The sequence below is a fragment of the Roseburia sp. AM23-20 genome, assembly GCF_003470905.1.
GTDB classification, from domain to species: Bacteria; Bacillota; Clostridia; order Lachnospirales; family Lachnospiraceae; genus Roseburia; species Roseburia rectibacter.
Window position 1 is genome coordinate 113,355 of sequence record NZ_QRHS01000005.1, and the last position, 21,699, is coordinate 135,053.

The following is a 21,699-nucleotide window of genomic DNA, read 5'->3' on the forward strand; positions in this document are numbered from 1 at the left end:
TTATTCCAGTGTTTTCATATATTCATCAAGTGCAGCCTGCCAGTCAGCCATTTTGTAGCCATCTGTCAGTTTCATCATATAGTTCTCAAGGATCGAGTATGCAGGTCTGTTCGCAGAAGCCGGATTCATTTTAGCATACTGTTCACTTGTGACATGGTTAACTTTTGTTGTTTTCCCTGCACGTTTGAAGATTGCTTCCGCAAAAGCCGCCCAGTTCGTATCGCCCTCACAGGTTGCATGAAATGTACCGTAATTTTCTGTCGGTTCAAAATGATGTATTGTTCTTGCAAGTTCCACCGCACTTGTCGGAGAACCCTGCTGATCGCATACTACGCTGACTTCATCGTGTGACTCCGCAAGACGAAGCATTGTCTTGACAAAATTTTTCCCATCTCCATAGAGCCACGCTGTACGGAAAATGAAATATCTGTCTGCAAATTCACGGACAAATTTTTCTCCCTCTGCTTTTGTCTTTCCATAAGCACTGACCGGATGGATCTCATCAAACTCCGTATACGGTCTTGTTCCATTTCCTTCAAATACATAATCTGTGGAAACGTGAATCATTTTTGCTCCGGCTTCTCTTGCTGCAATACTTAAATTTCTCGGTCCGATCGCATTGATCCGGTATGCAGCATCCCACTGCTGTTCACAGGCATCCACATTGGTATGTGCTGCACAGTTTATAATAACATCCGGTTTTTCTGTACGAACCAGCCGAAGGACTGCATTCACATCTGTAATGTCAAGTGCTACGATACCTTCACCTTCAGCAACATCTGTATTGATAAAGGAAACATCTTCATCTTTATACTCCTGTCGGATTGCACGTCCTAACTGTCCGTTACATCCTGTCACTAATATCTTCTTCATTTTTTCTCCATTGCTGTACTTTTTTATGAAAATAATATATTCAGACTACTCACCCAGCCCATTTTCAATCGCTGTCACAATTGCAGTAAGCGCTTCCTTTTCGTCTTCACCTTCGCAGACAAGTTCTATCTCATCCCCGGACTTGATACATGCACCAAGCACGCTCAATACACTCTTTGCATTTGCTGTATTCTCTCTGTACCGAAATGTCACATGAGATTTAAACTGCATAGCCTCCTTGCATAAAATTCCAGCCGGTCTCAAATGAAGCCCCGTTGGATTCTTGATCGTTACTTTCTGACTTACCATAGTAAATCCCTCCAGACTGTTTATTTTATCACTGCATTTTTCTGCAGCCGCTTTGATTTCATACAGATCTTAAAGCATGATCTTTGTGATCAGGTCTGCTAATTTTTTTGCTTCCTCATCGATCACGTGCTGATCTTTTCCCTCGATCATTACACGGACAAGCGGTTCTGTACCGGATGGACGGATCAGCACTCTTCCTTCTCCATTAAATTTCTGCTCTAATTTTGCAACGGCATCCGCGATCTCCTGATAATCCATGAAATTATCTTTTTTATGGTTTGGCACCTTTGCATTTACAAGTGCCTGCGGCAATACTTCCATGACAGATGCAAGTTCTGATAATGGCTTTTTCGTTTTTACCATAACTTCAAGCAGATGAAGTGCGGAAAGCAGTCCGTCTCCCGTTGTATTATCATCGAGGAAGATAACGTGTCCTGACTGTTCGCCTCCGATATTATATCCATGTTCTCTCATATTTTCAAGGACGTATCTGTCTCCAACCTTTGTCTTTTCCACATGAATGCCTTCACGCTCTCCCATCAATGAAAAACCAAGATTTGTCATTACAGTGACAACGATCGTATTCTTTTTTAAGGTGCCTTTCTGTTTCATATAATTACCGCAGATCGCCATGATCTGATCTCCATCGACCAGTTCGCCCTTTTCGTCCACAGCAAGCATACGGTCTGCATCCCCATCGAATGCAATACCAACGGCGGCATTTTCATAAACTACTCTGGCTTTTAATTCGTCCATATGCGTCGAACCACAGTTTGCATTGATATTGGTTCCATCCGGTTCTGTATGGATCGCCACCAGATCAGCTCCAAGATCTTTCAATGCTTTCACGGATGTATAATGAGCAGCTCCCTCTGCGCAGTCAACCACGATCTTCATGCCTGTCAGATCAACAGGAACACATTTTTTCATGAACTCTACATATTCATCCCGCAAGTCAAAACGGTAATCAATCTTACCCACTCCGGAACCGATCGGCAGATTAACATCTTTCATATTATTGCGGATCAGTGCTTCAATCTCATCTTCAAGCTCATCAGAAAGTTTATATCCCTCACCGTTAAAAAACTTGATTCCATTAAATTCCATCGGGTTATGAGACGCAGAGATAACAACTCCGGCATCCACTTTATGTTTTCTTGTCAGATATGCAATTGCAGGTGTCGGCATTACCCCAACAAAAATAGCATTCGCTCCAACGGAACAGATTCCTGCCATCAGTGCACTCGCAAGCATTCCTCCTGAAATTCTCGTATCACAGCCAACAATAATAGTTGCCTGATGTTCCTGCTCTTTCGTAAGCACATAAGCTCCCGCCTGTCCAAGTTTTGTTGCAAGCTCGATCGTAAGTTCTGATCCTGCTACTCCACGCACACCATCTGTACCAAACATTCTTGCCATTGTATTTCCTCCAGTTATCATTTTCTTTTATTCTGTTTTAGAAGCATTCTTTTTGCTGCTTTCTGTTGCTTTTGTTTCATTTTCCGTATTTTCGACAGTAATATCAACCGGTATCCGTACGGTTTTCACCTGATAAAGTTCATTATCAACATCTATATCTGCAGCAACCTTATGTTCACCATTTCCATATCCCTGCAGATTGACAGTACCTGTAATATCATCTGCTGACAACTTTTTAATATCACTTTCAGCTCCGGTGATCTCAACCTCGATCGTTTCTTCTGTAATCTTTGCCTTTGCCTCATCCGGAATGTTTTCAAGAGTAAATGCCGATGCATCCACCTCAAACGTCTTTGTTGTGATCGGTTCTACTTTTACCTTCACTTCCACTTTTGCATCTGCTGCAAGTACAAGTGAAGTTCCATCCGGAAGATAAGATGTAATATCCACAGTTGTCTCAACGTCTTCCGTCGCACCGCTCATATCTAATACCTCATCCGGTATCGTGATCTTAGTCACCTTGTTAAGTACATCTGTCTCTCCTTTGATCCGGACTTTTTTCGGGCTGTAGGTAATTCCTTTTAACGTATACCCGGATGCCACATTTCCTTTTGTCTGGAACGAAAGATCTACATCTTTTGTATTTAATATCTGTGCCGTGATCGTAACGGTATTGATATTCATTTTTAACTTTGAGGCATCAATCTCATTGCCATCCGCATCATATAAAACCGGTACCACCGTATCCGTCACATCCGATGACATTCCATCAACATTGATCGTTGCAACCACCGTACTGATCTGGCTTGTAACAGAAGAAGGTCCTGATATTTTCAAAAGATTCGATGTTACGATTGAAACATCTCCGAGTGCACAGCCGTTCATGACCGTACCCTCCGTGTTTGCAGTAATCTTTTTCTGTACATTTCCAAGGTCTTCCACTGTTACATCCAGATACTGCTGTTTGGATGAAATGGTAACCGTATTACTGTTATATTTACTGCACGTAATTGTAATCGGAACACGGCAAATGCCGTCCCCTTCCACATATTCAATCTTTTCCATATCTGCAACAGCGGTAAAATCCGTGTTGGATAGCTTTTCCAGAATACTTCGTTTTGCAGATGCCGTAAACGTAACAGTATTTTTTCCACCAAGTGTCTCGGAATACTTTCCATTTGAAGTAAGATAATCCATATTATCCTGCGTCACACTGATCGTATACTGTGCGGGTTTGACCGGATCATCAATATTGACCACCACAATCCACAAAGCGATCGCAAATAATAAAGCCAGTACTTTGAGGCCAAGATTATTCGTCAGTTTTTTTACGAGATTCTTTAACATCCTTAAGCCTCCTTCTCCATGATTCAATTTTGCTTACTTTCTTTTCACGCCGCTGTATGTATGCAAGTTTATTTTTTAAGAACTCTGCATCCACATTGCGGTACAATTCACCACCCATGGCAATGGAAACTTTTCCTGTTTCCTCTGAAACAACGATCGTAAGTGAATCACTTACTTCACTGATTCCGACTGCTGCACGATGCCTTGTTCCAAGATCCTTGCTGATACTTAAGGAATCTGTAAGCGGCAGATAACAGGTTGCAGAAACCACTCTGTCTCCCCGCACGATCACTGCACCGTCATGAAGCGGCGTATTTTTTTCAAAAATATTGATGAGAAGCTGACTTGTCAGTATTCCATCCACCGCAATTCCTGTTCTTTCATACTCTGACAGGACAATTTCATCTTCAATAACGATCAGTGCACCTGTTTTGACCTTTCCCATCTCATAGCATGCCTTTACCAGTTCATTGATCGTTTTATCTGTAAATTTTGCAATTTCCCCTTTTGAAAAATCAAACGCGAAAAAAGAAGTAAGGAAGTTCTTCTGTCCAAGATTTTCCAGTGCCTTTCTGATCTCCGGCTGAAAAATAATAACTATGGCAGTAATAGCGACGCTTAATGTGTTCTTTGCGATCCAGATGATCGTATTCATTTGAAATACAGCCGCAACCAGAACAAACAGCAGTATTACCATAATACCTTTTAACAGTACCCAGGCTCTTGTATTTTTGATCCACACAAGCATATAATAAAACAGAAATGTTATGATAAGAATTTCCACAATATCTGTCATTGTAATCTTTGGTAAATTTAAATAAATAGACGCTTTTTCCCAAAATGCGCCCATGGTCGCCATCGCATTCTGCACCTGCTTCACTTTCCTTTCCGCTATCTGTATTTAAAACAACTAATCCAGCAGATCTTCGTCAATCTCCATTTCTTCTGCGAAACGCTTTTTTGTCATACGGTCCTGCTCTTCTTTTCCGCCGAATCTGGTCACTTTTTTATCCGTACCTGCAACAATCGCTTTTGGCACAGCTTTTACATAATAATAATATTCATCATCTTCAAACTGAAGTCTCTCTGTCCTTGAATAATCCAGATTAAAAAATAAGAACTGGATCACAAACGCAATCACACAGGAAATAATACTTCCCACCAGGATTGTAACCGTTTTCCCGCTGATTCCAAGTACCATATCCCCTGCAATCATGCCAACTGCCTCGAACAGAATACCAAAAATAATTGCGACCGCCCATGCATGTTCAATAGACATTCTACGTATAATGTAAACGATGACAAGAGTAACTACCATAATTGCAAGTACAAGATACATTTCCCTATTGCCCAGAAGCTGATTTAATGCAACAACGATCTTTGACGTTTCTGCTTCCTTCTCATCCACTCCACCAAGTGTTGTCGCATTCTGCTTTACACCATTTAAAAAGAAATAGAGAATGATTCCACAGACCATTGAAAACATGGAATATAATTCCCGTAAAAGTCCCATACCAACCGGCATCACAAACGGAATATTTAATCCGAAACAGATCGGTGTCAAAAACACTCCATATTCGTTTTTTGGAGAGAAACGAAAGTACAGAATGTAGATCAGAATAAACAAGATAAGTGCTACAATACATACTTCCAGAGAAAGTGCATACATATCCGCAAGAATCAGCACAGAACCAATAAAGACAATTCCTCCGACCGGAAGGATCGAACAGATAAGTGCCAGGATCAGCGCAATTGGTGTACTGCTGATTTTTTCCATGTAGCCGATATTATGATTTATCATTAAAAATGCTGTGAGTGCAACAGCAAATTTTATAACCGGTGTAATGTATATATCATATTTTCCATAAAAACGCGTTAACTTTTCTTTTAATTCCAATAAGGTTGTCATACTAATCTCCATTCCTGCATGCGAAAACTCTCATTTTCCACATTACTTTCTGTTGTCATTCCCAGTCTTTGTTTCCGTTTGATTTCAACCGTTCTTCCCGCAGATACATTGCATTGATCTTTTTTAAACCCGCATAGTATTTTTTTACCTTTTTCCTGCCATAAGTATATTTCACATTAAAAATAATATATGTAGCCAGAAGATAAATTACCATAAAAACTCCATATAATATTCCCAACGTAATGGCAGATTGTATAAGATCCATATTATTGATCTGCTTCATCAGTGTTTCCATGGAATAGAGTACCCATAGTCCTAACATTATAAAAAAGGCAATCGTGCCGATCACAAAACTTTTTAAAAGCTGTAATGCCACATAATCTTTCCTTGCATACTGGATCATTGGTTTGCAGCTTTTTCCATCGTTTGCATCAAATTTTGCTATTTTTATCATACTGTGCAGTCGTTGTTCATTGACCATGCTGCGTTTCCTTTCTCATACCAGGCTGTATTTTATATCACATGATAATAAAGCAGGACCACCTGTCAGGCCCTGCTCTCTTCTTATAAGAAACGCATTCTGTTTCCGTCGCGCTCTTTTTTCGGTGGTTCTATAGGCTTTGGTTTTTCGATCGAGTTTGCGAATGAATCTGCCATTGCAGCTTTACACTTTTCACAAAAACGTCCTGTCCGAATCGGTCTGCCGCAATGTTCACAGGTAATCCCATCAAGTGATGCTTCTGACAGTGAAAGTCTCTCTTCCCTGATCCATTGCTTGATCTGTTTCACCGACACATCATTATCCTCGGAAACCTGATTCACAGAAGCATCCGGATGATCATCAAGATACTGTTTTACTTTCTGAAACTTTTCTTCCAGTTTCTTTCTGCAGGCATCGCATAACGGTGCGCCCCCCATATAGTTAAATAAACGTCCACAACCTTTGCAATTTTTTACTTCCATACTGGCATGACCTCCTGTCATTCTGTCATTCTGTCAATCTGTCAATACCCTTCTCCGATACTAATACAGATATAATATATTTTTTTCACACCTGACTCTTTCAGGGTTTTTGATATTTCGTCCATCGTACTTCCTGTTGTATATATATCATCCACAAGTACGACTTTCTTATATTTTACTATATCTGATGTCAATTGGAAAGCATTTTTTAAATTACTGCGTCTCTGTAAATCATTTAACTCTTTCTGGGGTGTTGTATTTCTCACTCTTTTTATCAGATGCCTCTCAACAGGAATCCCCGTCTTTCTCCCAAGTGCCTGCGCAAATACTTCGGCCTGATTGTATCCACGCAGTCGTTTTTTCCGTGGAAACATAGGAACCGGAATCAACACCTCTGCCTCTGTCCGCTTCAGCCATGTCCCATACTTTTCTATTGCAGCATCCGCATAAAACTCTGCATATTCTCTTTTATTTCCATATTTAAAGCGGTACATTGAATTTCTTATACCACCCTCATAAACAAACACTGCCTTTCCCTGTGTATACACATGCTTCTTTTTCCCACAATCCGGACAAAACTCTTCCCGCTCATCCACAAGTGGTTTTCCGCATTTTTTGCATGAAGGTTCTCCTGCCACATGTACTTTGTTTTTACATGACGAACAGATTCCATTTCCTGCCGCATCGATTTCATCACAGATTGCACACCTTCGGGGGTAAAGGATTTCAAGTATCTGAAATATTATTTTTCTTCCATATGAGGAAATTCCATTTTTTCCGGTTTTCATAAGATCCTTTCCCGATCTCTCCTTGCAAAGGATATCATTTTTACATCATATATACCATAAAGTTTTTCTTAATTTTTTCTTACTATACAGATAAACGGATACACAATACTGAATAATAATAGTTGACGAAAACGATTCAGGTCTTTATAATTTGTTTATTAAAAGCGATAACACTTTAAAGTCCTAAAGGAGGATTCTATGAAAAACTACAGGAAAATTTTATCTGTCGTAATGACAGCAGCCATGGCTGCTTCACTTGCAGCATGCGGAAACAGCACAACAAACACAGGCAGTACAACAAATGCATCATCTTCCGATGCAGCACAGACATCTGATGCAGCAGCCACCGAAAGCGCTGCTGGCACCTCTTCCGATGGTAAAAAATACACGATCGGTATCTGCCAGCAGTTAGAGCACCCGGCTCTCGATCAGGCAACACAGGGATTCGAAGACGCTCTGACCGAATTACTCGGCGCTGACAATGTTACCTTTGATCTGCAGAATGCACAGGGCGAGCAGGCAAACTGCGCAACCATCAATAACGGGTTCGTATCTAACAACTATGATCTGATCATGGCAAATGCAACAACTGCACTGCAGTGTGCAGCATCAGCGACCAGCACGATCCCTGTTATCGGAACTTCTGTCACAGACTATGCAACTGCACTTGATATTGACAACTGGACAGGTTCCACTGGAACAAACGTATCCGGAACAGCAGATCTTGCCCCGATCGACCAGCAGGAAGACATGCTTGTCGAATTATTCCCGGATGCCAAAAATGTCGGTATTCTTTACTGCTCCGCAGAACCGAACTCCGCTTATCAGGCAGCAGAGTTTGAAAAAGCCCTCGATGAGGACAATATTTCCTATAAAGAATACACTGTATCGGATTCCAACGACATTGCTTCTGTCGTACAGAGTGCCGTCAGCGACTGTGATGTTCTCTATATTCCGACTGACAATACCATGGCAGGCAATACTGAATCCATCAACAATATCGCCCTTCCGGCAGGTGTTCCGATCATTGCCGGTGAGGAAGGTATCTGCTCCGGCTGTGGTGTAGCCACCCTTTCCATCAGCTACTATGACATCGGATATGCTGCAGGTAAAATGGCATACGATGTTTTAGTAAACGGCGCTGATATCTCTACCATGGATGTACAGTATGCAGAAAATGTTACAAAAGAGTACAATGCAGATATCTGTTCACAGCTTGGCATCACTGTTCCGGATGACTATACAGCCATCGCTGCTGAATAAAAATATTTTTGATAAGGGGTTTTCCTATGACAATACTTATGTCTTTAGACCCGATGGCTCTCTTCCGCTCCATGCCCGGCGCATTCGCGCAGGGGCTGGTCTGGGGGCTGATGGCACTGGGTGTATATATTACATACAGACTTTTGGATTTTGCTGACCTTACCGTAGACGGTTCTCTTGCCACCGGCGGTGCCGTTGCCGTAATGCTGATCCGCTCCGGCATGCACCCATGGGCAGCACTTATTTTTGCATTTTTAGCAGGCATGGCAGCCGGATTTATTACCGGAATCCTGCACACTGCACTCGGAATTCCCGGAATCCTTGCCAGTATTCTGACACAGATCTCCCTCTATTCCATTAACTTAAATATTATGGGAAGTTCCAATCAGGCTGTCAGTGTTGACAAGTATCCATTAGTGGTTTCCCTGCGGTATATTTCGGATTCTTCTTCCACAAAAATCCGTTTATTTATCACCTGTGTCCTGTTCTGTGTTGCAGTCGTAGCACTTTTATACTGGTATTTCGGGACAGAACAGGGACATGCGATCCGTGCAACCGGATGTAACCGCCAGATGGCGCGTGCACAGGGTATCAATACCGATTTCCATACTGTCGTTGCGCTGATGATCTCAAATGGTCTCGTCGGTCTGTGCGGTGGTCTTTACGCACAATATCAGGGAGCTGCAGACGTCAACATGGGACGTGGTGCCATTGTAATCGGACTTGCCGCTGTCATCATCGGTGAGGTCCTCTTTGGAAAATTATGTGCTGGAAAGCATCTAGCATTTGCGTATACCATGTTTTCTGTAATCGGTGGAGCGATCATCTACTATATTGTAATGAATATCGTATTGTGGCTGAAACTTCCGTCTGATGACTTAAAACTGTTTTCCGCCATCGTCGTGGCGATTTTCCTTGCATTCCCGTATCTCAAGTCCAAATACGGCAGGAAAGGGGTGTCTGTCAATGGCTGAAATGTTAAAACTTGATAATATCCATAAAACTTTTAATCCAGGAACCATCAATGAAAAAGTTGCACTAAACGGTGTCAACCTGACCTTAGAGGAAGGTGATTTCGTCACTGTCATCGGAGGAAATGGTGCCGGTAAATCAACTACGTTAAACGCAGTTGCCGGTGTATGGCCGATCGATTCCGGTAAAATATATATCGGAGGCGATGACGTTACTAAGTTATCCGAACACAAACGTGCCAAATATCTCGGACGTGTATTTCAGGACCCAATGACCGGAACCGCAACCACTATGTCAATTGAAGAAAACATGGCAATTGCAGCAAGACGTGGAGAAAAACGCGGGCTCTCCTGGGGTATCACCCATCAGGAACGTGACACTTACCGGGAGCTGCTCAAAACCTTAGATCTCGGACTTGAAGACCGTCTCACCAGCAAAGTCGGTCTGCTTTCCGGTGGACAACGCCAGGCGATCACACTTTTAATGGCTTCGATCAAAAAGCCAAAACTTTTACTGTTAGATGAACACACTGCTGCACTTGACCCAAAAACTGCCGCAAAAGTGCTTGAGATTTCCGATAAGATTATCTCAGAAAATCATCTGACCGCCATGATGGTCACACACAATATGAAGGATGCCATCGTACATGGCAATCGTCTGATCATGATGCATGAGGGAAAAGTGATTTTAAATATCTCCGGGGAAGAAAAAAAGAAACTGACTGTTGAGGATCTTCTCCATCAGTTTGAGAAAGTCAGCGGCGAAGAATTTGCCAATGATAAAGCGTTGCTTTCATAGCAACCGCTTACATACTCCGCATGTATTTATGTAATGAATCAAAAAGCTGCCATACAATATGACCGGTGTTAAAAACTTTTCATCGACTGCTAATTGTATGGCAGCTTTTTATTATTTAATTTTCTTTTAAGCGGTCGCAGAGTCCGCTATACCGCTTCTGCTGCGAGGTATTCTGAATCATCTGCTGAAAAGTCACTTCATTGCCGACTAATGTCACACACTTTCTCGCACGCGTGACCGCAGTATACAAAAGATTCCGGTTCATCAGCATCATAGGACCACTGAGCAGAGGAATAACAACTGCAGGATACTCACTTCCCTGCGATTTATGTATCGTGATCGCATAGGCAAGCTCAAGTTCATCCAATAGCTTATAAGGATACTCCACCATTCTTCCCTCGTCAAATTCAATGATCATCTGCTCTGCAAAATCATTGATCTGTCTTATGATCCCCATATCTCCATTGAAAATTCCGAGGCCTTTATCCACAGTCAGACCATATTTTGTACGAATTTCCCACGCCAGCTGATAGTTATTCTTCGTCTGCATAACTTTATCCCCTTCGCGGAACACTGTACTGCCATACTCTTTCTCTACCTTATCATTTGCCGGCGGATTCATATAACGCTGCAAAATTCCATTCAGACGCTCTACTCCCAGCAAGCCTTTGCGCATCGGCGTCAGCACCTGGATATCATACGGCGTGGCATCTACGAATTTAGGTAATTTCTGTTTGATCAGCTGCAAAACCACATTTATGATCACATCCGCATCATATCTTTTTAAGAAAAAGAAATCCATGCTCTTATTGTCTAGCACCACTTCTTCTCCATGGTTGATCTTATGCGCATTGACAATAATATCACTGGTGGATGCCTGTCGGAAAATCTTTGTCAGCATGACCACATTGCAGGCATGTGACTGAATGATATCACGGAGCACACTGCCTGGTCCGACACTCGGAAGCTGGTTGACATCCCCGACAAGGATCAGCCTTGTCCCAACGGAAATTGCCTTAAGCAATGAGCACATCAGAGAAATATCCACCATCGACATCTCATCTACAATGATCACATCTGTTTCCAGCGGATTGCTCTCATCCCTTTCAAATCCTCCGCTTCCTTCAGCTCCTCCATTCAACTCCAACATACGGTGAACTGTCCGTGCTTCAAATCCGGTCGTCTCGCTCATACGTTTTGCAGCGCGCCCGGTCGGAGCAGCCAAATAGATTTCAAGTCCCTCCAGTTCAAAATAACGGATGATCGTGTTGATCGTTGTCGTCTTTCCGGTTCCCGGTCCTCCCGTGATCACAAGCAGTCCGTTGCGCACTGCCTCTTTGACTGCAGTTACCTGATGTTCATCCAGCGTCATTCCGCTTTTCTTTTCAATTCCCCGGATTCGCTGTTCTATCTCCATATCAGACACATCATAGCTTACATTGAGACGTTTCAACATGGTCGCTGTGTTTGCTTCCATGTAATAAAAGGATGCAGCATAGATCTGCGTCTGATCTTCCATCTGCTTTAATATGATTTTCCGCTCAATCGCCAGATCCATATACTGTTTTTCCACCTGTTCCGCCGTAACATTCAATAATTTAGCTGCACGCGGTGTCAGCTCCGTTTCAGGCAGATAAGTATGTCCCTCCCCACTTGCCTGAAGCAGTGTATAGAGTATTCCACTGCGCACACGGAAATCCGAATCCATGCGTATCCCGACTCTTGCTGCAATCTCATCCGCTGTCCTGAATCCGACTCCATCAATATCATCTGCCAGGCGGTATGGATTTTCCCGGATAATACTGTAAATATCCTGTCCATATGCCTGATATACTTTAACCGCAAGGTTCATTGTGATTCCATATTGCTGCAAAAAGATCATCGCCTGACGCAGATCCCTTTTTTCATTCACCTGACTGGCAATCTCCATTGCTTTCCGGCTACTGATTCCTTTGATCTCCGCAAGACGTTCCGGCTCTTCCTCTATGATCCGGAAAGTATCCTCCTTAAAACGTCTGACGATCCTCGCAGCCATGGCAAGTCCGATTCCTTTGATCGCCCCGGAACCAAGATACCTCTCGATTGCCTCTTCATCCTCCGGTGCTTTCTCCTCAAAACTTGCCACCTTAAACTGCTGTCCATAGGTCGGATGCTCTGTATACTCTCCCTGTGCCTCAATATTTTCTCCTTCTGCAATCGCAGAAAATACCCCTACGCAGGTGATCTCATCTTCTCCGCTTACCAGATTTAAGACGGTATAACCATTATCCGCATTTCGATATATAATGTGTTCCACATATCCTGCAAGACTTTCCACTTTTTTCTCCATTCCAGTAACTAATTTAAAAAATGCAGTCTAACGGGATTCTGAAGCAGAGATTCATTTTCCCATTAAAACTGCACTGATTTATGTACTTATCTGCACACCTTACTTCGCTGCGCCGATTTTACAAAACTGTATTTTATCTGCGCGCCTTTATTCAATATTATAATTACGTTTCATCTGCTCATAGAGCTGTTGTGTAAAACTGGTTCCAACTTCATCCACAACCTGATCAGCAACTTGTTCGATCACATTATCCATATAATAATCAGTCATCGTTGATGTAGAAGAATCCCCTTCATCATCATCCATCAGACTCTCCTTGATCTCTTTTAAAACCTCTTCCACAAAATATGATTCAAAATCTTTGCATACCTGCATCAGTTCATCCTCGGAAGTATCCGAAGAAATACTGTTTAAGGAGTTCTGCAGAGAGTTTGCCTGATTTGCAGCTGCCGTATTCTTACTTGTATCGATCAATGATGAAATGCTGTCCATGGAAATCATATCATTTTTCCTTTCCTATATCCGCTGTCTGTCCTTAGCGTTTCAGATTATTTGCCTGCTCAAGCATCTCATCTGATGTCGTGATTGCCTTGGAATTAAGCTGATATGCACGTTGTGCGATGATCAGGTTTACCATTTCATCTGCAACCTGAACATTCGACCCCTCTAAATAATTCTGTAAAACCTTACTCTTAGTAAGATTTGCCGTCGTAGACTCATTCATGGCATTCCCGGATGCCGGTGTCACCGCAAGAAGATTCGTTCCTACCTTTTCAAGTCCACTTGGGTTGTTAAACTGGAACAACCCGATAGTCTGATTCATATCTACATAATTACCGGCAGCATTGGTATATCCAATTTTTCCATTTTCGCTGACGATCACTTTTTCTGCACTGATACCTGCCGGAAGATTGATCGGCTGGTTATTGGAATCTAAAACAGGATAGCCCTCATTTGTGCAGAGAGTCAATGTATTACCTGCATTTACAGACCATACAAAATCACCGGCTCTGGTATAGTAAGTCTTTCCATCTGCTCCGCGCACTGCAAAAAATCCATCTCCACTGATTGCAAAGTCAGTAGCATTCTCACTTGCCATCAGTGATCCCTGTGTATAAATGGAGGTGTTAGATGCCACCCTGGTACCGAGTCCAACCTGTGCAGAAATCGGTTTTTCCTCTCCATTTGCACTGGTTGTTCTTGTCTGAATGGTTTGATAGAGCAAAGATTTAAACTCCATCTTCTCCTGTTTATATCCAACTGTATTAACATTTGAAAGGTTGTTTGAAATATTATCCACATTTGACTGCTGTGCAATCATACCGGTTGCCGCAGTATAAAGAGCTCTCATCATAATTCCGGTTTACCTCCTGCTTATACCTTTCCTACCTGATTTACCGCTTTATCGAGTGTTTCATCCACAGCATTGATCACCTTTTGTCCTGCCTGGAAAGCTCTCGATATCGTGATCATATTAACCATCTCCGAAACAACATTGATATTGGATGATTCGATACATCCCTGTGTTACTTTCGCAGTAGACGCCTGACGAACCCCACCATTTACCAGATCATACATATTCTCGCCATACTTCGCCAGATAATTATAATCTTCTATATCTACAACACCGATCGTTCCGACCTGCTGGTTGTTCTGAAAAATATTTCCCTTTTCATCAACGGTGATCGGTAAATTCGGATCTACCTGAATACGTGCTCCTGCATCTGCATTCATTGCGCCATTCTGGTTTAACACATAATCGCCATCTTTCGTGACAAGATAACCTGCTGTATTTACCACAAAAGCTCCATCTCTGCTGTACTTCACAGATGTATTTCCAGCTTTATCTGTATAAGCGATCGCAAAAAAACCATCGCCATCCAGGGCAAAATCTGTAGAATTATCGGTTACCCGGAAATTTCCCTGACTGTAATCTGTATAAGTCTCTCCTATGTGTACCCCCATGCTCATGGTTCCAAGTTTTTGTGGCATACCATAATAGGAAGTATCCTTAATCTTGATTGCAAGTTCATCTGCAAATGTCTGGTTGGTAGCTCCTTCTTTCTTATAACCATTGGTATCTGCATTGGCAAGGTTATTGGAAAGAATATCCAGACGGTTCTGTTCATTGATCATTCCTGTATACGCTGTATACAATCCTTTTACCATGTAAACTCTCCATTTCTGCACAGCTTTTGTTCTTTTTATCACATCTTCCGTGCACAAAGCATATCTTCCATTTATTGTATCGGCAAATCTTTCATAAAATTAATCATCATCACGTTTTCCGGCTAAAAACTCTACGAATTTTCCGGTACCGATCGCAACGCATGTCATTGGTTCATCTGCAGTCATTGTATTGATTCCCGTGCGATCCTCAATCAATTCCTCTAAACCTCTGAGCAGTGATCCACCACCTGTCAGCACGATACCACGATCTGCAACATCTGCTGCAAGTTCCGGTGGTGTTTTTTCAAGTACGGAATGTACGGCTTCCACGATCTGAAGCGTCGGTTCTCTGAGTGCCTCTTCTGTCTCCTCTGAGGAAACTGTTACCGTTTTCGGAAGTCCTGTCACAAGATTACGTCCACGCACATCCATCGTCTCAGCCTGTGCCTGTGGAAAACAGCTTCCGATGCGGATCTTGATATCCTCTGCGGTACGCTCACCGATCAGAAGATTGTGTTTTTTACGCATATAACGAACGATCGCCTCATCAAAATCATCTCCGGCGATCTTGATGGAAGTGCTGACAACCGAACCTCCCAGGGAAATAACTGCAATATCTGCTGTTCCTCCTCCGATATCTACGATCATATTTCCACATGGTCTTGAAATATCAATACCCGCTCCGATTGCAGCAGCGATCGGCTCCTCAATGATCGCAACCTCTCTTGCTCCTGCCTGATAGGTTGCATCCTCAACAGCCTTTTTTTCAACCTCTGTAACACCGCTTGGCACACATACACTGATACGTGGCTTGCGGAATGTTTTTTTTCCAAGTGCTTTCTGTATAAAGTACTTGATCATCTTCTCTGTAACCTGATAATCTGAAATAACACCCTGACGAAGTGGTCTGACTGCTACGATATTGCCCGGTGTTCTTCCAAGCATCAATCTTGCTTCCTCTCCGATAGCTTTTATCTTATTTGTATCACGATCAAAAGCCACAACTGACGGCTCCTTTAATACAACACCTTTTCCTTTGATATAAACTAATATACTGGCAGTACCGAGATCGATACCAATATCTGTACTCATCATTTTAAATACTTGCCCCTTTCGTCTCTCTGTTCCTAAAATCTATGGGTAATATTCCCATGTCCTCCCGGACACAGAAATGCCATTAAACCTATTTTTACATATACAGTCCTATTATATACAAAAAATGGGATTTTTCAAAGGTTTTTTTATGGCAGGACTGCATTTTTAAAAAAAATAAGAAAATCTTCATTCTTTTTTATTTATTTTGTTTATTTTTCATTTTATCATCACATTTTCATCACATTTTTATTTTATATTCTAAGAGTACTAGCTAATAAGTCCGATACAAACGGACCCAACCGTCAGAATTACTGACGGGCAGTATAATTTTTCATAACTCATGCTTCCCGGTTTTCCGCAAGAATTTCCGGGGAGTACTCCCCGAACGTGATAAGGCGCTGCGATTGCAGCGCCTTTTGTGATGTAGTTTATCCTTTTTTAGATATTTTTACCACTCGTACATTTTTCAGGATTCCTGACGGTTTTCTTTATCTTTCTCCAGATACTTCTTCACATAATAACCCGTATAAGATTCCGGCACTTCTGCCACTTCCTCCGGTGTTCCCTGTGCGATCACGGTTCCACCGCCATCTCCGCCTTCCGGTCCCATATCGATGATATAGTCAGCGGTCTTGATCACATCCAGATTATGTTCGATCACGATTACAGTGTTTCCCCCATCTGAGAGTCTTCGCAGGATCTCGATCAGTTTATGGACATCCGCAAAATGAAGTCCCGTCGTCGGCTCATCCAGAATGTAAATGGTCTTGCCTGTGCTGCGTTTTGACAGTTCTGTTGCCAGTTTGATACGCTGTGCCTCCCCACCGGACAGCTCCGTTGACGGCTGACCAAGCTTGACATAGGAAAGTCCCACGTCATAAAGTGTCTGTATCTTTCTTGCGATCGCAGGCACGTTTTCAAAGAATTTCAATGCTTCTTCCACCGTCATATCAAGCACATCATAAATGCTCTTGCCCTTGTATTTGACCTCTAACGTATCACGGTTATAACGTTTTCCTCCACAGACTTCACACGGGACGTACACGTCCGGCAAAAAGTGCATCTCGATCTTTAAAATTCCGTCACCGGAACATGCCTCACAGCGTCCGCCTTTTACATTGAAACTGAATCTGCCCTTCTTGTATCCCTTCGCCTTCGCATCCGGCGTCGCCGCAAAAAGATCACGGATCATGTCGAATACACCGGTATATGTCGCCGGATTCGAACGCGGCGTCCTTCCGATCGGGGACTGGTCGATATCGATCACCTTGTCTAACTGGTCAATGCCGATGATATCGTCATGCTTCCCTGGAATGCATCTCGCACGGTTCAGATCTCTTGCAAGTCTCTTATATAAAATCTCATTGGTCAGTGAGCTCTTTCCCGATCCTGACACACCGGTGATACAGGTCATAATGCCAAGTGGAATCTTCACATCGATATTCTTAAGATTATTCTCCCTTGCACCTTTGACAGTCAGGAAACCTGTCGGCTTTCTGCGCTCTGTGGGAACCGGTATTTTGATTCTGCCGCTCAGATAAGCACCTGTCACAGAATTTTTATTTTTCATGATTTCTTCTGCTGTTCCGCATGCCACCACTTGTCCACCATGCGCACCTGCTCCGGGACCGATATCCACAATATAATCCGCAGCCAGCATTGTATCCTCATCATGCTCCACAACAATCAGCGTATTTCCAAGGTCTTTTAAGTTCTTTAATGCGCCGAGCAGTTTATCGTTGTCTCTCTGATGCAGACCGATCGATGGCTCATCTAAGATATATGCCACACCAACCAGTCCGGAACCGATCTGTGTTGCCAGACGGATACGCTGTGCCTCTCCACCGGAAAGTGTTCCGGTTGCGCGGGACAGTGACAGATAATCCAGTCCGACTTCATTTAAAAATCCGACACGCGCACGGATCTCCTTTAAGATCTGATCTCCGATCAGATGCTGCTGATGGCTCAGCTCCATATCATTTAGAAAACTTCCAAGATTCTTTACGGACATGGATGTGATCTCATAAATATTCTTGTCCGCAACTGTGACCGCTAAGGATTCCGCCTTCAGACGCTGTCCCTTACAGGTTTCACACGGCGTGATGCGCATAAACTGCTCATATTCCTGCTTCATCGTATCAGATCCTGTCTCACGGTATTTACGCTGTACATTCCGGATCAGTCCCTCAAACGCCACATCATAAACACCCTCGCCGCGCATGCCTTTGTAATGTACCTTTAACTCCCTGCCATCTGTTCCGTGCAGGATCACATATTTTATCTCGTCCGGATAATCCTGGAATGGTGTCTCCAGTGAAAAATGATATTCTTCTGTCAATGCTTTTAACACCGCGTAGGTAAAACTGGAAGGATCTGTGCAGGACTGCCAGCCCATAACCTGAATTGCCCCCTCCGCAATGGAAAGGTGCTTATCCGGGATCATCAGATCCACATCAAACTCCATCTTGTATCCCAGTCCAAAGCAGGTCGGACAGGCGCCAAACGGATTGTTGAAAGAAAAACTTCTCGGTTCGATCTCCCCGATACTGATTCCACAGTCCGGGCAGGAGAAACTCTCCGAAAACTGGATCGGTTCCCCGTCGATCACATCCACGGTCATCAGCCCTTTAGATAATTCCAGTACATTTTCGATAGAATCAGACAAACGCTTCTCGATCCCCGGCTTGACCATCAGACGGTCTACCACGATCTCGATATTGTGTTTTTTATTTTTGTCAAGTTTGATCTCCTCCGTCAGCTCATACATGCTGCCGTCTACGATCACACGCACATAACCACTGCGCTTTGCCTGCTCTAAGAGCTTCTGGTGCTCCCCTTTTCTTCCGCGCACGACCGGTGCTAAAAGCTGGATCTTTGTGCGCTCCGGGAGTGTCATGATCTGATCTACCATCTGATCTACCGTCTGTTTTTTGATCTCCCTGCCACATTTCGGACAATGTGGGATACCGACTCTCGCGTACAAAAGGCGGAAATAATCATAAATCTCCGTAACCGTACCAACGGTAGATCTTGGATTGCGGTTCGTGGACTTCTGGTCAATGGAGATCGCCGGGGACAGCCCCTCGATCTTCTCCACATTCGGCTTTTCCATCTGCCCTAAGAACTGTCTTGCATAAGAGGAAAGTGACTCCATATACCGTCTCTGTCCCTCCGCATATATTGTATCAAACGCAAGCGATGATTTTCCGGAACCGGAAAGTCCGGTCAGCACGACAAATTCATCTCTTGGAATATCTACATCAATATTTTTCAGATTATGCTCATTTGCACCTCTGATCTTAATGTATTTTCTTTCACTTGTTTTTTTCATGATTTACTGTCCTTTTCTTATTACATATCACGCAGCATGCTCTTTAATTCCACCATCTTGTCGCGGTATTCCGCAGCCGCCTCGAAGTTTAGGTCTGCCGCAGCCTTCTGCATCTTCTTCTGGATATCTGCGATCAGCTTTGTAAGCTCGTCCCGGTTCATGGATTCCGGATCTTTTTTGAAATTCATTTCTTCCTTTGCTACCTTCTTAGATACGCTGATCAGTTCCCGCACAGATTTCTGGATCGTTGTAGGTGTAATGCCATGTTCTTCATTATATGCCTGCTGTATCTCACGACGCCGCTTTGTCTCCTCTATCGCGACACGCATGGAATCTGTGATCTTATCTGCATACATGATAACGTGTCCCTCACTGTTACGCGCAGCACGTCCGATCGTCTGTATCAGTGATGTCTCCGATCTTAAGAATCCCTCTTTATCAGCATCTAAAATCGCCACCAGCGTGATCTCCGGTATATCCAGTCCCTCTCGCAGCAGGTTGATGCCGACAAGCACGTCAAATACATCCAGACGCAGATCTCTTATGATCTCAGCACGTTCTAATGTATCAATATCTGAATGAAGATATTTCACGCGGATACCAATCTCACGCATATAATCGGTCAGATCTTCTGCCATCTTCTTCGTCAGTGTTGTGATCAGCACCTTATGATGATCTTTAATCTCTTTATTAACCTCGCCGATCAGATCATCAATCTGCCCCTCCACCGGACGTACCACAACCTCCGGATCAAGTAATCCGGTCGGACGGATGATCTGCTCTGTACGGAGCAGTTCGTGTTCATCTTCATATACATTCGGAGTCGCCGATACAAACAGCATCTGATCTATCTTGCTCTCAAACTCTTCAAAATTAAGCGGACGGTTATCCTTCGCTGATGGCAGACGGAAACCATAGTCGACCAGCGTTGACTTTCTCGACTGGTCTCCCGCATACATGCCGCGGATCTGTGGGATTGTGATATGTGACTCATCCACAATGATCAGATAATCATCCTTAAAATAATCCATCAGCGTATGCGGTGTCGCCCCTGCCGGAAGTCCTGCAAGATGCCTTGAATAATTCTCAATGCCGCTGCAGAATCCCGTTTCTTTCAGCATCTCTATATCAAAATTAGTCCTCTCCGAAATACGCTGCGCCTCAAGCAGCTTGTCCTCACCTTTAAAATACCGGATGCGCTCGTCCAATTCCTGTTCGATCGCTTCACATGCCTTTAAGATCTTCTCCTGCGGCACAACGTAATGGGATGCCGGGAACACGGCAAAATGCTCCAGTTCACATTTGATCTCTCCGGTCAGCACATCAATCTCTGTAATACGGTCGATCTCATCACCGAAAAATTCCACGCGTACTGCCGTATCTCCATAGTTTGCCGGAAAAATCTCTAACGTATCCCCCCGCACACGGAACGTACCGCGGTGAAAATCCATATCATTTCTTGTATACTGGATATCAACCAGGGCACGGAGTACATCATCCCTGTCTCTCTCCATCCCAGGTCTTAAGGAAACCATCATTCCAAGATAATCTTCCGGGCTGCCCAGACCATAAATACAGGAAACAGACGCCACCACGATCACATCCTTACGCTCCACCAGTGCAGCTGTCGCAGAAAGGCGCAGTTTATCTATTTCTTCATTGATTGCCGAGTCTTTTGCGATATAGGTATCCGTCTGAGGCACATATGCTTCCGGCTGGTAATAATCATAGTAGGACACAAAATACTCCACTGCATTTTCCGGAAAAAACTCTTTCATCTCCCCATATAACTGCGCTGCCAGTGTTTTATTATGGGATATGATAAGTGTTGGCTTATTCAGTGCCTGAATCACATTTGCCATTGTAAAAGTCTTACCGGAACCTGTAACACCCAGTAAAGTCTGAAACTGATTGCCTTCCTCAAATCCTTTTACCAGTTCTTCGATCGCATGAGGCTGATCCCCGGTCGGTTTATATTTTGAATGTAATTTGAAATGATCCATGGTATTCCTCATTTCTCCCAATGAATTTTTCTATCTGGGAACATCTGACATCAATATTTAGTATGATTCTGTTTCCAGTATATCATTCAATCAAAAAAATGTACAGCAAAAATCGAACTTTTGTTCTGTTT

19 protein-coding genes are annotated in these 21,699 nt (G+C 43.2%); 3 read left to right on the top strand and 16 right to left on the bottom strand.

Translation table 11 applies throughout. The features are described from left to right. The 9 genes from rfbD to DW650_RS06275 all read right to left on the bottom strand — a co-directional run bounded on the left by rfbD (position 1) and on the right by DW650_RS06275 (position 7,608). On the bottom strand, positions 1-873 hold the full coding sequence (gene rfbD, locus DW650_RS06235) for a dTDP-4-dehydrorhamnose reductase (RefSeq protein WP_118209361.1): 873 nt from the start codon (positions 871-873) through the stop codon (positions 1-3). A gap of 45 nt (positions 874-918) precedes the next feature. Next, complete coding sequence (locus tag DW650_RS06240; protein WP_118209362.1) at positions 919-1,182, bottom strand: HPr family phosphocarrier protein; 264 nt, start codon at positions 1,180-1,182, stop codon at positions 919-921. Positions 1,183-1,251: 69 nt separating this feature from the next. Continuing rightward, positions 1,252-2,601 (bottom strand): phosphoglucosamine mutase, encoded by a 1,350-nt coding sequence (gene glmM, locus DW650_RS06245; protein ID WP_117920382.1) that lies wholly within the window; start codon positions 2,599-2,601, stop codon positions 1,252-1,254. A gap of 27 nt (positions 2,602-2,628) precedes the next feature. Then, positions 2,629-3,948 carry a CdaR family protein gene (locus DW650_RS06250; protein WP_118209363.1) on the bottom strand — a complete coding sequence of 440 codons (1,320 nt, stop codon included), beginning with the start codon at positions 3,946-3,948 and terminating at the stop codon, positions 2,629-2,631. Next, entirely contained in the window at positions 3,914-4,819 is a 906-nt protein-coding gene (cdaA, locus tag DW650_RS06255; RefSeq protein WP_370775751.1) for a diadenylate cyclase CdaA, read from the bottom strand. The genes DW650_RS06250 and cdaA overlap by 35 nt, the downstream gene beginning before the upstream one ends. A 39-nt stretch (positions 4,820-4,858) precedes the next feature. Then, a complete protein-coding gene (locus tag DW650_RS06260) occupies positions 4,859-5,857 on the bottom strand; it encodes a hypothetical protein (protein WP_118209365.1) in 999 nt (332 codons plus the stop codon). A 55-nt stretch (positions 5,858-5,912) separates the two neighbouring features. Continuing rightward, positions 5,913-6,338, bottom strand: a complete 426-nt coding sequence (locus DW650_RS06265; protein ID WP_117920374.1) for a hypothetical protein — start codon at positions 6,336-6,338, stop codon at positions 5,913-5,915. Positions 6,339-6,421: 83 nt separating this feature from the next. Next, complete coding sequence (locus tag DW650_RS06270; protein ID WP_186899896.1) at positions 6,422-6,820, bottom strand: flagellar protein; 399 nt, start codon at positions 6,818-6,820, stop codon at positions 6,422-6,424. 41 nt (positions 6,821-6,861) lie between these two features. Beyond that, positions 6,862-7,608 (bottom strand): ComF family protein, encoded by a 747-nt coding sequence (locus DW650_RS06275; RefSeq protein WP_117920370.1) that lies wholly within the window; start codon positions 7,606-7,608, stop codon positions 6,862-6,864. Between the two features lie 198 nt (positions 7,609-7,806). Between DW650_RS06275 and DW650_RS06280 the strand changes: the two genes are divergently transcribed. From DW650_RS06280 to DW650_RS06290, 3 genes are read left to right on the top strand one after another with little or no spacing between them, the layout of a single operon-like run. Further along, the gene (locus DW650_RS06280) at positions 7,807-8,871 is read left to right on the top strand and encodes an ABC transporter substrate-binding protein (RefSeq protein ID WP_117920368.1); all 1,065 of its coding nucleotides are present in this window, start codon (positions 7,807-7,809) and stop codon (positions 8,869-8,871) included. A gap of 26 nt (positions 8,872-8,897) precedes the next feature. Then, complete coding sequence (locus tag DW650_RS06285) at positions 8,898-9,845, top strand: ABC transporter permease (RefSeq protein WP_117920366.1); 948 nt, start codon at positions 8,898-8,900, stop codon at positions 9,843-9,845. A 1-nt stretch (position 9,846) separates the two neighbouring features. Then, positions 9,847-10,641: an ABC transporter ATP-binding protein gene (locus DW650_RS06290; protein ID WP_186899915.1), complete on the top strand. Its 795-nt coding sequence runs from the start codon at positions 9,847-9,849 to the stop codon at positions 10,639-10,641. 115 nt (positions 10,642-10,756) lie between these two features. Here the strand turns inward: DW650_RS06290 and recD2 are convergent, their stop codons facing one another. From recD2 to uvrB, 7 genes are all read right to left on the bottom strand, one after another. After that, positions 10,757-12,970: an SF1B family DNA helicase RecD2 gene (gene recD2, locus DW650_RS06295; protein ID WP_118209366.1), complete on the bottom strand. Its 2,214-nt coding sequence runs from the start codon at positions 12,968-12,970 to the stop codon at positions 10,757-10,759. A gap of 147 nt (positions 12,971-13,117) precedes the next feature. Continuing rightward, positions 13,118-13,471: a hypothetical protein gene (locus tag DW650_RS06300; RefSeq protein ID WP_118209367.1), complete on the bottom strand. Its 354-nt coding sequence runs from the start codon at positions 13,469-13,471 to the stop codon at positions 13,118-13,120. Between the two features lie 34 nt (positions 13,472-13,505). Continuing rightward, positions 13,506-14,324 (bottom strand): flagellar hook-basal body protein, encoded by an 819-nt coding sequence (locus tag DW650_RS06305; protein WP_117920358.1) that lies wholly within the window; start codon positions 14,322-14,324, stop codon positions 13,506-13,508. A 20-nt stretch (positions 14,325-14,344) separates the two neighbouring features. After that, a complete protein-coding gene (locus tag DW650_RS06310) occupies positions 14,345-15,139 on the bottom strand; it encodes a flagellar hook-basal body protein (protein WP_117920504.1) in 795 nt (264 codons plus the stop codon). A 99-nt stretch (positions 15,140-15,238) separates the two neighbouring features. Then, positions 15,239-16,234, bottom strand: coding sequence for a rod shape-determining protein (locus DW650_RS06315; protein ID WP_117920356.1), 996 nt, complete (start codon positions 16,232-16,234; stop codon positions 15,239-15,241). A 466-nt stretch (positions 16,235-16,700) separates the two neighbouring features. Next, positions 16,701-19,565: an excinuclease ABC subunit UvrA gene (uvrA, locus tag DW650_RS06320; RefSeq protein ID WP_118209368.1), complete on the bottom strand. Its 2,865-nt coding sequence runs from the start codon at positions 19,563-19,565 to the stop codon at positions 16,701-16,703. Positions 19,566-19,585: 20 nt separating this feature from the next. Beyond that, positions 19,586-21,568, bottom strand: coding sequence for an excinuclease ABC subunit UvrB (gene uvrB / locus DW650_RS06325; protein WP_117920353.1), 1,983 nt, complete (start codon positions 21,566-21,568; stop codon positions 19,586-19,588). Positions 21,569-21,699 lie beyond the last annotated feature (131 nt).

Excerpts from the sequence above, each read along its gene's own strand:
- rfbD (WP_118209361.1), bottom strand. The coding sequence starts at position 873 with ATGAAGAAGATATTAGTGACAGGATGTAACGGACAGTTAGGACGTGCA.
- DW650_RS06240 (WP_118209362.1), bottom strand. The coding sequence starts at position 1,182 with ATGGTAAGTCAGAAAGTAACGATCAAGAATCCAACGGGGCTTCATTTG.
- glmM (WP_117920382.1), bottom strand. The coding sequence starts at position 2,601 with ATGGCAAGAATGTTTGGTACAGATGGTGTGCGTGGAGTAGCAGGATCA.
- DW650_RS06250 (WP_118209363.1), bottom strand. The coding sequence starts at position 3,948 with ATGTTAAAGAATCTCGTAAAAAAACTGACGAATAATCTTGGCCTCAAA.
- DW650_RS06260 (WP_118209365.1), bottom strand. The coding sequence starts at position 5,857 with ATGACAACCTTATTGGAATTAAAAGAAAAGTTAACGCGTTTTTATGGA.
- DW650_RS06265 (WP_117920374.1), bottom strand. The coding sequence starts at position 6,338 with ATGGTCAATGAACAACGACTGCACAGTATGATAAAAATAGCAAAATTT.
- DW650_RS06270 (WP_186899896.1), bottom strand. The coding sequence starts at position 6,820 with ATGGAAGTAAAAAATTGCAAAGGTTGTGGACGTTTATTTAACTATATG.
- DW650_RS06275 (WP_117920370.1), bottom strand. The coding sequence starts at position 7,608 with ATGAAAACCGGAAAAAATGGAATTTCCTCATATGGAAGAAAAATAATA.
- DW650_RS06280 (WP_117920368.1), top strand. The coding sequence starts at position 7,807 with ATGAAAAACTACAGGAAAATTTTATCTGTCGTAATGACAGCAGCCATG.
- DW650_RS06285 (WP_117920366.1), top strand. The coding sequence starts at position 8,898 with ATGACAATACTTATGTCTTTAGACCCGATGGCTCTCTTCCGCTCCATG.
- DW650_RS06290 (WP_186899915.1), top strand. The coding sequence starts at position 9,847 with ATGTTAAAACTTGATAATATCCATAAAACTTTTAATCCAGGAACCATC.
- recD2 (WP_118209366.1), bottom strand. The coding sequence starts at position 12,970 with ATGGAGAAAAAAGTGGAAAGTCTTGCAGGATATGTGGAACACATTATA.
- DW650_RS06300 (WP_118209367.1), bottom strand. The coding sequence starts at position 13,471 with ATGATTTCCATGGACAGCATTTCATCATTGATCGATACAAGTAAGAAT.
- DW650_RS06305 (WP_117920358.1), bottom strand. The coding sequence starts at position 14,324 with ATGATGAGAGCTCTTTATACTGCGGCAACCGGTATGATTGCACAGCAG.
- DW650_RS06310 (WP_117920504.1), bottom strand. The coding sequence starts at position 15,139 with ATGGTAAAAGGATTGTATACAGCGTATACAGGAATGATCAATGAACAG.
- DW650_RS06315 (WP_117920356.1), bottom strand. The coding sequence starts at position 16,234 with ATGATGAGTACAGATATTGGTATCGATCTCGGTACTGCCAGTATATTA.
- uvrA (WP_118209368.1), bottom strand. The coding sequence starts at position 19,565 with ATGAAAAAAACAAGTGAAAGAAAATACATTAAGATCAGAGGTGCAAAT.
- uvrB (WP_117920353.1), bottom strand. The coding sequence starts at position 21,568 with ATGGATCATTTCAAATTACATTCAAAATATAAACCGACCGGGGATCAG.